The following is a 12,414-nucleotide window of genomic DNA, read 5'->3' as shown; positions in this document are numbered from 1 at the left end:
GTCGCGGCTTCTCCTATCGTCATCCGAATGCGCCCACCCGTCTCCCGCCACCGCCCTTCCAACGAGGGCCCTCCGGGCCCGCGCCCTCGTGTGTACTCGCCCGATCTGACCCCTCCCTGGAAGAGGAAGCCACAGCCGGTGCCGGAGGTGGCCGCCGAGCCGGGCCTGGTGGTGGAGGAGGCCGGTACCGGGTTCTGCGGGGCGGTGATCCGCTGCGAGGCGGGCACGGTGACCTTGGAGGACCGCTTCGGCAAGCACCGCGTCTTCCCGCTGGAACCGCGCGGCTTCCTGCTGGAGGGCAAGGCGGTCACGCTGGTCCGCCCGGCCGCCTCCCCGGCACGCCCCACCCGTACGGCGTCCGGCTCGATCGCCGTCCCGCAGGCACGCGCGCGCGTGGCCCGCGCCGGCCGTATCTACGTCGAGGGCCGGCACGACGCCGAGCTGGTCGAGAAGGTCTGGGGCGACGACCTGCGCATCGAGGGCGTGGTCGTGGAGTACCTGGAGGGCGTGGACGACCTGCCGGCCATCGTGGACTCCTTCGCCCCGGGCCCCGACGCCCGCCTGGGCGTTCTGGTGGACCACCTGGTGCCGGGCACGAAGGAGTGGCGGATCGCCCAGTCGGTCACCAGCGACCACGCCCTGGTCGTCGGTCACCCGTACATCGACATCTGGCAGGCGGTGAAGCCCTCCTCCCTGGGCATCGAGGCGTGGCCGGCGGTGCCGAAGGGCCAGGACTGGAAGACGGGGGTGTGCCGGGCGCTGGGCTGGCCCGCGGAGAACACCGGCGCGGTCTGGCAGGCGATCCTGAAGCGGGTGGGGTCCTACCGGGACCTGGAGCCGGAACTGCTGGGACGCGTGGAGGAACTGATCGACTTCGTCACGGGCAGCGGTGGGGCCTGACGTCAGCAGGACGCACTCGCCGCGTCCCCCCGGCGGCAGCCTACGAACCAGGTCAGGGACCGAACGGGCGCTCCGGGGGGATTCGCTCACCCGAGTGATCAGTCCACGAGGTCCCGTACCACCGCGTCCGCCAGGAGACGTCCGCGCAGGGTGAGGACGGCCCGTCCCCCCTCGTACGGCTCCTCCTGGAGCAGCCCGTCCGCCAGCGCGCGCCGGGCAGCCGCGAGGCCCTCCTCCTTCAGCAGGGACAGCGGGACACCCTCGCGCAGCCGCAGTTCCAACAGGATCCGCTCCACGCGGCGGTCCTCGTCCGACAGGACCTCGCGGCCGGCGCCCGGAGAGCGTCCGTCCGCGAGCGCCGCCGCGTACGCGCCGGGGTGCTTCACGTTCCACCAGCGCACGCCGCCCACGTGCGAGTGCGCCCCCGGTCCGGCGCCCCACCAGTCGGCGCCGCGCCAGTAGAGCTCGTTGTGCAGGCAGTGGCCCGCCTCGGAGGTGGCCCAGTTGGAGACCTCGTACCACTCGTAGCCCGCCCGGCCCAGCGTCTCCTCGGCGATCAGGTACCGGTCGGCGTGCACGTCGTCGTCGGTCATCGGGACCTCGCCCCGGCGGATCCGGCGGGCCAGCCGGGTGCCCTCCTCCACGATGAGCGCGTAGGCGCTGACGTGGTCGGGGCCGGCGCCCAGGGCGGCCTCCAGGGAGGCCCGCCAGTCGTCGTCGCTCTCCCCCGGCGTGCCGTAGATCAGGTCGAGGTTGACGTGTGCGAAGCCCGCCGCCCTGGCCTCCGCCACGCACGCCTCGGGACGGCCGGGGGTGTGGGTGCGGTCGAGGACCTTCAGCACATGCCGCCGGGCGCTCTGCATACCGAAGGAGATCCGGTTGAAACCGCCCTCGCGGAGGGTGGCCAGGTAGGCGGGGTCGACGGACTCCGGGTTGGCCTCCGTGGTGATCTCCGCGTCCGGCGCGAGACCGAACTCCTCGCGGATCGCCCCGAGCATCCGTACCAGATCCCCGGCGGCCAGCAGGGTCGGCGTACCGCCCCCGACGAACACCGTGCGGACCTCGCGCGGGTCGTCGCCCAGCACCTTGCGCGCCAGCCGGATCTCCTGGATCAGGGTGTCCGCGTAGTTGTCCCGGGAGGCGAGCACTCCGCCGGTGCCGCGCAGCTCGGTCGCGGTGTAGGTGTTGAAGTCGCAGTAGCCGCAGCGGGTCGCGCAGTACGGGACGTGCAGATAGAAACCGAGCGGGCGGGCGGCGGCCCCGGCGAGCGCGGACGCGGGCAGCGCGCCGTCGGCGGGGACGGGCTCGCCGTCGGGGAGTGCGGAAGGCATGCCTTCCATTGTCCAGCACCGCGGGCGTTGCCCCGCTGCCCGCGGCCCGGGGGCGTCACTCGGCCTGGAGGACCAGCAGGGCCAGGTCGTCCGCGGGCAGGTCGGCGCCGAAGTCGTGGACCAGGCGGCGGATGCGCTCCGCGATCAGCTCGGCGCCGAGCCCGGCGCAGCCGGACAGGGCGTGGGCAAGTCCGTCGCCGTCGTCGAACTGGCGGGTACCGGAGCGCCGCTCGGTCACCCCGTCGGTGACGCACAGCAGGCTGTCACCGGACCGCAGCTCCACGGTCTCGCTGGTGTACGTCTCGTCCTCCACCACACCGAGCAGGGTCTGCGGGCGGGCGACGGTGCGCACGGTGCCGTCCGGGGCGAGGACCAGCGGCAGCGGGTGGCCGGCGGAGGCGAGGGTGCAGCGGATCCCGTCGGCGTGCGGGGTCAGCTCGCCGTAGAGGAGGGAGAGGAAGCGGGTCTGCGGGCCGTCCCCCAGGGCCGGCGGCCGGCCGCCGGCGGCGACCAGGGCGCGGGCCGCCGCGTCGGCGGCCTCGGTGGCGTCGTCCAGCAGCAGCTGGTTGAGGCGGTCCAGGACGTCGGCGACGCCGTATCCCTCACGGGCGAGCAGCCGCAGCCAGGGACGGGCGAGGCCGATCACCACGGCCGCCTCGGGGCCCTTGCCCTGGACGTCGCCGACGGCGAAGCACCAGCGTCCGTCGCCCGCCGGGAACAGGTCGTAGAAGTCGCCGCTGGGGCCGCCCTGGTCGCAGGGTTCGTAGACCAGCGCGCTGCGCACACCGGGGATCTCGGCCACCGCGCCGGGCAGCAGACCGCGCTGGAGGACGGCGCTGATGGTGGCCTGGCGGGCGTACTGGCGGGCCGCGCCGATGGCCAGGGCGACCCGTCGGCTCAGGTCCTCGACCAGGCCGGTGATCTCGTCCGGGAAGCCGGCCGGTCCGCACCGGCCGATGACCAGCGTGCCGAGCGGCCGGCCGCCCGCGACCAGCCGGTAGGCCAGCGCCGTTCCGTCGGTGCCGTGCGGGCCGAGCGCGTGGCCGGGCCAGGGGTAGGGCCCGGGGCCGGAGCGCGTGCCGTCCGGCGGGCGCGGCGGTTCCTTCTCCAGCGCGGCGCGCAGTTCCTCGATGCGGGCCTCGCTGGCGTGCCAGACCCGGGCGGGGCCGTCGCGGGCGCCGCCGCGGGCGGTCGCCTCGTCCTCCAGCCAGACCGCGCACCAGTCGGCCAGCCGGGGCACGATCAGCTGGCCGGTGAGCGCGGCGACCAGGTTCTCGTCGAGCTGTCCGGCGAGCAGGTCGGAGGCCTCGGCGAGGAAGGACAGGGCGCCCCGGCCGAGCCAGTCCCGGTCGCCGTCGGCGCGGTGCGGCTGCGGGGCGAGGTCCTCGGCGACCTCCAGGGCGGGGCCGGGAGCGGGGCCGTCGAGGGCGTCGCTGCCGCCCGGGGGCAGCCGGGCCCAGACGGTCTTGGCGCCGGTGCGGTAGGTGACGCCCCAGGATTCGGCGAGCGTGGCGACGAGGCGCAGCCCGCGCCCGTACTCGGGGGTCTCGTACGGCGCCTCGCCGCCGCCGGCGTCCCGTGGGGCGCGGGAGGGGTGCCGGTCGCTCACCTCGATGACGAACGCGCCGGTCTCCTCCAGCCGCCACTCGACGTGCACGTCCGTGCCGGCGTGTACGACGGCGTTGGTGACCAGTTCGCTGACGACGGCCATGGCGTCGTCGGCGAGCCGCGCCGGGGTCCCGGGCGCCTCGGCCAGCGCGGCCCGCACCAGCCCGCGGGCCGACCCCGGGGCGAGGGGGCTCCCGGCCAGCGTGGCCCGCCCCCGCGCCGCGTCTGGCCGAGACTCGATGTCCCGCTGTGTGGGTATGGCCGCCATGTCCATGCGGCCAGGGTGACAGACCGGACCCGTCTATAAGCGCGGAGTCACGGAACTGACCGGAAGACGGAACCTTTCGAGCGCCGGTGAGCGTAAAAGGGGCGCGTGACCGCGCCGGTACGCGGTCGCGCCGCGTGGCGGAAAACCGCGGCCGGGCCGCGGACGGGGCCCACGGTCGCCCCCGGCGGGCTACGCCTCTCTGGTACCGGCGTACATCTCGTCGATCAGGTCCTTGTACGTCCGCTCCACCACCGGCCGCTTCAGTTTCAGGCTCGGCGTGATCTCGCCGTGCTCCACATCGAGGTCGCGCGGCAGCAGCCGGAACTTCTTGATGGTCTGCCAGCGCTGGAGCCCGGCGTTGAGCTGCCGCACATACCCGTCGACCATCTCCACGGTCTGCGGCGCGGCGACGATCTCGGCGTACGTGCCCTCCAGACCGTTCTCCTTCGCCCACTGAAGGATCGCGGGCTCGTCGAGGGCGATCAGGGCGGTGCAGTAGTTCCGGTCGGCGCCGTGCACGAGGATGTTGGACACGTACGGGCACACCGCCTTGAACTGGCCCTCGATCTCGGCCGGGGCGACGTACTTGCCGCCGGAGGTCTTGATGAGGTCCTTCTTGCGGTCGGTGATACGCAGATAGCCGTCGGGCGACAGCTCGCCGATGTCGCCGGTGTGGAACCAGCCGTCGGACTCCAGCACCTCGGCGGTCTTCTCGGGCTGCTGGTGGTAGCCCTGCATGATGCCGGGGCCGCGCAGCAGGATCTCGCCGTCGTCGGCGATGCGGACCTCGGTGCCGGGCAGCGGCTTGCCGACCGTGCCGGTGCGGTAGGCCTCGCCGGGATTGACGAAGGAGGCGGCGGAGGTCTCGGTGAGGCCGTAGCCCTCCAGGATGTGGATGCCGGCGCCGGCGAAGAAGTAGCCGATCTCGGGCGCGAGCGCGGAGGCGCCGGAGACACAGGCGCGCAGCCGGCCGCCGAAGGCCTCGCGGAGCTTGGCGTAGACGAGGGTGTCGGCCATCTTGTGCTTGGCGGCGAGCCCGAACGGCGCCGAGGCGACACCGGTGCGGCGGAAGTTGTCCTGGGTGACCTTGGCGTACTCGCGGGCGACCTCGGCGGCCCACTGGAAGATCTTGTACTTGGCCGCGCCGCCCTCGCGGGCCTTGGCCGCCACGCCGTTGTACACCTTCTCGAAGATGCGCGGCACGGCCGCCATGTACGTCGGCCGCACCACCGGAAGGTTTTCGATGATCTTGTCCACGCGGCCGTCCACGGCGGTGACGTGCCCGACCTCGATCTGGCCGGAGGTGAGCACCTTGCCGAAGACGTGCGCGAGCGGCAGCCACAGGTACTGGACGTCGTCGATGGTGACCAGGCCGGTCGCGGCGATCGCCTTGGCCATGTACGCCCAGTTGTCGTGCGGCAGACGCACACCCTTGGGGCGGCCGGTGGTGCCGGAGGTGTAGATGAGGGTGGCGAGCTGGTCCTTGGTGATCGCCCCGACCCGCTCCTTGATCAGCTGCGGGTGCTGCTCCAGGTAGGCGGCTCCGCGCTCCTCCAGCTCGGCGAGGCTGATCACCCAGTCCCCGGTCTCCACACCGGCCGGGTCGATCACCACGACCTTGGTGAGCGCGGGCAGCTCGGGGCGCTTCGCCACGGCCTTGGCGAGTTGTGCCGCGTCCTCGGCGACCAGGACGCGGCTCTCGGAGTCGGAGAGGATGAACGCGGACTCGTCGGCGTTGGTCTGCGGGTAGACGGTCGTGGTGGCACCGCCGGCGCACATGATGCCGAGGTCGGCGAGGATCCACTCGACGCGGGTGGAGGAGGCGAGCGCCACCCGCTGCTCGGGCTCGATGCCCAGTTCGATGAGCCCGGCCGCGATCGCGTACACCCGTTCGGCCGCCTCCGCCCAGCTGAGCGACTCCCAGTCGTCGGGGCCCTCGCCCGCGGCCGGCGGAACGGGGTAGCGGTAGGCCTCGGCGTCCGGTGTGGCCGCCACGCGCTCCAGGAAGAGGGCCGCCACGGAGGGCGGACGGTTCTCGATCAGGGTCTGTGTGTCGCTCACGACATCCTCCGGGGCCCGCGACGGTGCGGCTGACTCGATGCGGCTGGGTTGACTCACGGTGGGGTGGCGGGACTGTTGTTTAACTCGCGAGTAACTAACGAGCAGGGATCAGGGTAAGGCGCGACCGCCCGGCGCGTAAGGGGCATCGGCATGACACTTTCCGACACGGGGCCGCGCCCGTCACGCACGGGGGCCCGCCGCGCTTTCGCACGACGGGCCCCCACCTGCCCGCTTTGCGGACGTGACCGGCTGTAACCTCCGGTTACTTCTTGCCCTTGCCCGACCCCGCGCTGTCATCGCTGGACAGGACGGCGATGAAGGCCTCCTGCGGAACCTCCACGGAACCCACCATCTTCATCCGCTTCTTGCCTTCCTTCTGCTTCTCCAGCAGCTTCCGCTTACGGGAGATGTCACCGCCGTAGCACTTGGCGAGGACGTCCTTGCGGATGGCGCGGATGGTCTCGCGGGCGATGACCCGGGCGCCGATGGCGGCCTGCACCGGCACCTCGAAGTTCTGCCGCGGGATCAGTTCCTTGAGCTTGGCGACGAGCCGCACGCCGTACGCGTACGCCTGATCCTTGTGGGTGATCGCCGAGAAGGCGTCCACCTTGTCGCCGTGCAGCAGGATGTCGACCTTGACCAGGGAGCTGCTCTGCTCGCCCGTGGGCTCGTAGTCCAGGGAGGCGTAGCCGCGCGTCTTCGACTTCAGCTGGTCGAAGAAGTCGAAGACGATCTCCGCGAGCGGCAGGGTGTAGCGGATCTCGACCCGGTCCTCGGAGAGGTAGTCCATGCCCAGCAGCGTGCCGCGCCGGGTCTGGCACAGTTCCATGATCGCGCCGATGAACTCGGTCGGCGCGAGGATCGTCGCCCGCACGACCGGCTCGAACACCTCGGCGATCTTGCCCTCGGGGAACTCGCTCGGGTTGGTGACGGTGACCTCGCTGCCGTCCTCCAGGATCACGCGGTAGACCACGTTGGGGGCGGTGGCGATCAGGTCGAGGCCGAACTCGCGCTCCAGCCGCTCCCGGATCACGTCCAGGTGCAGCAGGCCGAGGAAGCCGACGCGGAAACCGAAGCCGAGGGCGGCGGAGGTCTCCGGCTCGTAGACCAGCGCGGCGTCGTTGAGCTGGAGCTTGTCCAGGGCCTCGCGCAGCTCCGGGTAGTCGGAGCCGTCCAGCGGATACAGACCGGAGAAGACCATCGGCTTCGGGTCCTTGTAACCGCCGAGCGCCTCGGTGGCACCCTTGTGCTGGCTGGTGACCGTGTCACCGACCTTGGACTGCCTCACGTCCTTCACGCCGGTGATGAGGTACCCCACCTCACCGACGCCGAGGCCGTCGGCCGGCAGCATCTCCGGCGAGTTGACACCGATCTCCAGCAGCTCGTGCGTGGCGCCGGTCGACATCATCTTGATGCGCTCGCGCTTGTTGAGCTGGCCGTCGATGACACGGACGTACGTCACGACACCGCGGTAGGAGTCGTAGACCGAGTCGAAGATCATCGCGCGGGCGGGCGCGTCGGCGACACCGACCGGCGCCGGGACCTCCTTGACGACCTTGTTCAGCAGCACGTCCACACCGAGACCGGTCTTCGCCGAGACCTTGAGCACGTCGTCCGGTTCGCAGCCGACCAGGTTCGCCAGTTCCTCGGCGAACTTCTCCGGCTGCGCGGCCGGCAGGTCGATCTTGTTCAGCACCGGGATGATCGTGAGGTCGTTCTCCATCGCCAGGTAGAGGTTGGCGAGGGTCTGCGCCTCGATGCCCTGGGCGGCGTCGACCAGGAGGATGGTCCCCTCGCAGGCGGCCAGCGACCGCGAGACCTCGTAGGTGAAGTCGACGTGCCCGGGGGTGTCGATCATGTTGAGGATGTGGGTCGTGCCCTGGTCGGGGCCCTCGGTCGGGGCCCAGGGCAGACGCACCGCCTGGGACTTGATCGTGATGCCGCGCTCGCGCTCGATGTCCATCCGGTCGAGGTACTGAGCACGCATCTGCCGCTGCTCGACCACACCGGTCAGCTGGAGCATCCGGTCGGCGAGCGTGGACTTGCCGTGGTCGATGTGCGCGATGATGCAGAAATTGCGGATCAGAGCCGGGTCGGTACGGCTCGGCTCGGGCACATGGTTAGGGGTCGCGGGCACGCAGGGTCCTGTCTCTTGAGGCGCCTTATGCCTCGGGTCGGATCGTTACGTAGTCTCCATGGTCCCACGGGGCGGGACCTAGGGCCGTTTTGGGCCGCCCGGAGGGCCACTGGTACTGTAGATGGCTGTGCCTCATGCCCTCTCAGCGCGAGGCACGTCCGAAAATTTTGGATCACCGGTTCGGGACCCGAGCGGCCCCGCGCCTGAACCTGAAAAGGCTCCTTCGTGGCGAACATCAAGTCCCAGATCAAGCGGATCAAGACCAACGAGAAGGCCCGGCTGCGCAACAAGGCCGTCAAGTCCTCTCTGAAGACCGCGATCCGCAAGGCCCGTGAGGCCGCTGCCGCGGGTGACGTCGAGAAGGCCACCGAGCTGCAGCGCGCTGCCGCGCGGGCGCTCGACAAGGCCGTCTCCAAGGGCGTCATCCACAAGAACCAGGCCGCCAACAAGAAGTCGGCGCTTGCTTCCAAGGTCGCTTCCCTCAAGGGCTGAACCTCCTTTCTGATCTGATCGCCGGAAAGACCCAGGGCGGGCCCTCTCTCATCCGCTCCCGACCGGCACCCCCGGACCCACGCGCGGCCTGCGTTCGCCACGCGGGCGTGGATCCACAAGCTTGATCCGACGGCCCCGGCGCCTTCGCCTTTCCCCAAGGCGGGCATCGGGGCCGTCGGCATGCCCTGGGGTGGGCGGCGGGACTCAAGCGCTGAGGGTTTTCGCGCGCGGGTGGTGGGGCGCGCGGGTCCGCCGAGTGAAGGCCGGCTCTTCGGTGAGCGGAGCCGACCGGTGAGCGGAGCCGGTCATGCGGTGCCCGTGTTCCGGTGGGGTGGGACCGAGCCACCCCGGCCCGGTGGCTCATCGGCAGGCGCACGGGCCGGCCTGCCGCCACCCTTGTGCCGGCTCGCCGGTGGCGGGGAGCCGTCCGGTCAGGCCCGGCCTCTGGAGCGGGCGGCCCGGGCGATCACCACGACCGCCTTCTCCAAGGCGTACTCGGGATCGTCGCCGCCGCCCTTCACGCCCGCGTCGGCCTCCGCGACCGCTCTGAGTGCCACCGCGACCCCGTCCGGCGTCCAGCCCCGCATCTGCTGGCGCACCCGGTCGATCTTCCACGGCGGCATGCCCAGCTCCCGCGCCAGATCGGCCGGCCGGCCGCCCCGGGCCGAGGACAGCTTGCCGATCGCCCGCACGCCCTGTGCCAGCGCGCTGGTGATCATCACCGGCGCCACGCCCGTCGCCAGCGACCATCTGAGGGCCTCCAGCGCCTCCGCCGTACGCCCCTCCACGGCCCGGTCGGCGACCGTGAAGCTGGAGGCCTCGGCGCGCCCCGTGTAATACCGCCCGACGATCGCCTCGTCGATCGTCCCTTCCACGTCGGCGACCAACTGCGAGACCGCCGAGGCCAGCTCCCGCAGGTCGCTGCCGATGGCATCGCACAGCGCCTGGCACGCCTCGGGTGTGGCCGACCGCCCGAGGGAGCGGAACTCGCCCCGGACGAAGGCCAGCCGGTCCGCCGGCTTGGTCATCTTCGGGCAGGCCACCTCCCGCGCGCCCGCCTTGCGCGCCGCGTCCAGCAGCCCCTTTCCCTTGGCGCCGCCGGCGTGCAGCAGCACCAGAGTGATCTCCTCGGCGGGCGAACCGAGATACGCCTTCACGTCCTTGACCGTGTCGGCGGACAGGTCCTGCGCGTTGCGTACGACCACGACCTTGCGCTCCGCGAAGAGCGACGGGCTGGTCAGCTCGGCGAGTGTGCCGGGCTGCAGCTGGTCCGGGGTCAGGTCACGTACGTCCGTGTCGGCGTCGGCGGCCTTGGCGGCGGCCACCACCTCCCGCACGGCACGGTCGAGCAGGAGGTCCTCCTGGCCCACGGCAACGGTCACCGGGGCGAGAGGGTCGTCATTCGCAGTCTTCCTGGCCATCGCTTACAGCATCCCACGCGGCACTGACAGCCAACCGGCGCCGCCACCCCGACCGGACCCGGAGCGGACCCCGAGGGCGGCTCGGGGTCACGGTTCCTCGCGCCAGCCGTCCCACTCCCCCGCGAACGCGTCCAGCTCGGCGGGGTCGAGCCGCTCGCGTTCGTCCCGCAGGACCACCAGCCACTGGGCGTCCTCGGCGTCGTCCTCACCGGCCAGCGCGTCCCGGACGAGCCGGGGCTCCTCGTCGATCCCGAACCGCTCCCCGAGCGCCTCGGCCGCTTCCTCGGCGGCGTCGCGGTCGGGCAGCACCAGCACGTGTCTCACATCGCTCACGGGCCCATTCTCCGGCACCGGGTGAGAACCTCCGGCCCTGGTAGGCGGCCTTCGGCCCTGGTGGGCGGCCTCTGCCCCGGTCGGTCCGGCCGAGGTCGGCCGGAACGTTCAGCGGCCGCCACCGGTACACCCGGCGTCCGCCACCTGTACGCCCGGCCTGCGCGACCGGTACTCACGGTTCCCACTGGTGCGCCGGCCTTCGCCACCGGTTCTCGTGGCACCGCCGCAGGACGCGCCCACCGCCCCACCCCGTACCCGTGCCGGCCCTGATCCCGGAGGCTCGGCCCTCACCGTGGCAGGCGCGGCAGCGCCCGGAGCCACCACCGGCTGCTTGGACATGCCCGCGGCCAGGACAGGGTGATCCGGGCGGTCAGCTCTTCGGCACGATCTGCACGTCCAGGTCGACGCGGATGCTCGGTCCGACCGCCGCGATGCCCCGGGCCAGCATCGACTGCCAGCTGATCGTGAAGTCGTCCCGGTGCAGTTCGGTGGTGGCCCGGCAGGCTGCTCGCGTCTCGCCCTCCACCCCGTTGCCGAGCCCGAGGTACTCGGTGTCGAGCGTGACCGTGCGGGTCACGCCGTGCAGCGACAGCGCCCCGACGACCGCCCACCGGCTGCCGCCCTTGTGCACGAAGCGGTCGCTGTAGAACTCCAGCGCCGGGAACCGCTGTACGTCCAGGAAATCCGCCGACCGCAAGTGGTCGTCGCGCATCCGGATCCCCGTGTCGATGGAGGACGCGTCGATCACCACGTGCATCGCCGACTGTTCCATCCGCTCGGCGATCCGCACCACCCCGGCGAAGGAGTTGAACCTGCCGTGGATCCGGGCCAGTCCGATGTGCCGCGCGGTGAAACCGATCGAGGAGTGCGCGGCGTCCACGTCCCAGTCGCCCGGCGCCGGCGGTTCCGGCGGCTGGGCCACCTGGAGCGTCACATCGCCCAGCGACGCGAGGGAGTTCTCCCCGACCAGCGCGGTGGCCCGGTACGGCGCGTAGCCCTCGGCCGCCACCGCGATCCGGTACTCCCCCGGCGGCACCATGGTCAGGAACAGGCCGTAGGGGTCGGTGCCCCCGGCCACCACCCGTCGGCCCATGGCGTCACCGACCGTCACCTCGGCGCCCGTCACGGGCTCGTTGACCGGGTCGACCACCCGGCAGCTGAGCACTCCGGCATGCGGCGGTGTCCGGATCCCCGCCAGGGGATTCGTCCGTTGCAGGCGGTTTCTCTGATTACCCAACAAGCGGCCGAACATCCACGACACCCCTGTACCCCTCGACATGATCCATTGCCGAAGGTTCATTCGATCACTGATGCGGCTTTCGAGGCAACACGGACCCACATCACAGCAATCCACTGGATGCGCCGGGACTGATCCGAATTGGTCGTTCAGGTCAGGTTTTCACGCTGCCGTCACACAGCTCCTACCGCGTGGCGCCGGGTCAGCGCTCGCTCGTCACCCGCATCTCCCCCTCCCTCCCTCCGGTCCCGGTGAGCGCGAGTGCCCCGTCCCGGTCGGTGCGCAGGACCGTCGCTCCGCCGGTCCGCAGGGCGGCCACGGTCGACGGCGCCGGATGGCCGTAGGAGTTGCCGGCACCGGCGGAGACGAGCGCCACCCGGGGTGCGGCGAGGCGTATCAGCCGGGGGTCCTGGTAGGCCGAGCCGTGGTGGGCCACCTTCAAGGCGTCCACCCGGGCCAGCCCGGCCGCCGCCGGAGACCTGAGAATTTCAGCGAGACATGGCACTTTTCAGCGAGAGCTGGCACCGCTCCGACTGGAATCTCATGAAGGGCGTCAGTCTTTCGACGCAGGGGGTCCGGTGGTTCTGCATCACCGGACCCCCTGAGCCTCGCTGTTAGTTGCGCGT

General features: G+C 71.7%; 9 protein-coding genes and 1 pseudogene. 2 read left to right on the top strand and 8 right to left on the bottom strand.

Annotated features, from left to right (window positions below; translation table 11 throughout):
- The first annotated feature begins 27 nt into the window (after window positions 1-27).
- Complete coding sequence (locus tag ABD350_RS08140; protein ID WP_382466648.1) at window positions 28-900, top strand: DUF3097 domain-containing protein; 873 nt, start codon at window positions 28-30, stop codon at window positions 898-900.
- A gap of 98 nt (window positions 901-998) precedes the next feature.
- On the opposite strand, the gene hemW is transcribed toward ABD350_RS08140, so the two are convergent.
- The 4 genes from hemW to lepA all read right to left on the bottom strand — a co-directional run bounded on the left by hemW (window position 999) and on the right by lepA (window position 8,305).
- A complete protein-coding gene (hemW, locus tag ABD350_RS08135) occupies window positions 999-2,231 on the bottom strand; it encodes a radical SAM family heme chaperone HemW (RefSeq protein WP_344347116.1) in 1,233 nt (410 codons plus the stop codon).
- A 55-nt stretch (window positions 2,232-2,286) separates the two neighbouring features.
- The gene (locus ABD350_RS08130) at window positions 2,287-4,107 is read right to left on the bottom strand and encodes a SpoIIE family protein phosphatase (RefSeq protein WP_344347452.1); all 1,821 of its coding nucleotides are present in this window, start codon (window positions 4,105-4,107) and stop codon (window positions 2,287-2,289) included.
- A 189-nt stretch (window positions 4,108-4,296) separates the two neighbouring features.
- Window positions 4,297-6,168 carry an AMP-dependent synthetase/ligase gene (locus ABD350_RS08125; RefSeq protein WP_344347115.1) on the bottom strand — a complete coding sequence of 624 codons (1,872 nt, stop codon included), beginning with the start codon at window positions 6,166-6,168 and terminating at the stop codon, window positions 4,297-4,299.
- A gap of 262 nt (window positions 6,169-6,430) precedes the next feature.
- Entirely contained in the window at window positions 6,431-8,305 is a 1,875-nt protein-coding gene (lepA, locus tag ABD350_RS08120) for a translation elongation factor 4 (protein WP_344347114.1), read from the bottom strand.
- 225 nt (window positions 8,306-8,530) lie between these two features.
- Between lepA and rpsT the strand changes: the two genes are divergently transcribed.
- A complete protein-coding gene (rpsT, locus tag ABD350_RS08115) occupies window positions 8,531-8,797 on the top strand; it encodes a 30S ribosomal protein S20 (RefSeq protein ID WP_004001350.1) in 267 nt (88 codons plus the stop codon).
- A 431-nt stretch (window positions 8,798-9,228) separates the two neighbouring features.
- On the opposite strand, the gene holA is transcribed toward rpsT, so the two are convergent.
- The 4 genes and pseudogenes from holA to ABD350_RS08095 all read right to left on the bottom strand — a co-directional run.
- Entirely contained in the window at window positions 9,229-10,218 is a 990-nt protein-coding gene (gene holA, locus ABD350_RS08110) for a DNA polymerase III subunit delta (protein ID WP_030604975.1), read from the bottom strand.
- An 87-nt stretch (window positions 10,219-10,305) separates the two neighbouring features.
- Window positions 10,306-10,551, bottom strand: a complete 246-nt coding sequence (locus tag ABD350_RS08105) for a hypothetical protein (protein WP_344347113.1) — start codon at window positions 10,549-10,551, stop codon at window positions 10,306-10,308.
- A gap of 370 nt (window positions 10,552-10,921) precedes the next feature.
- On the bottom strand, window positions 10,922-11,803 hold the full coding sequence (locus ABD350_RS08100; protein ID WP_344347112.1) for a YceI family protein: 882 nt from the start codon (window positions 11,801-11,803) through the stop codon (window positions 10,922-10,924).
- Window positions 11,804-11,990: 187 nt separating this feature from the next.
- A pseudogene (locus ABD350_RS08095) lies at window positions 11,991-12,272 on the bottom strand (ComEC/Rec2 family competence protein); the annotation flags it as partial.
- Window positions 12,273-12,414 lie beyond the last annotated feature (142 nt).

Origin of the sequence: Streptomyces nogalater (genome assembly GCF_039532885.1) — a bacterium.
GTDB lineage: Bacteria > Actinomycetota > Actinomycetes > Streptomycetales > Streptomycetaceae > Streptomyces > Streptomyces nogalater.
The sequence above is the reverse complement of the archived record's forward strand: the minus strand, read 5'-3'. Positions and strand labels throughout refer to the sequence as shown.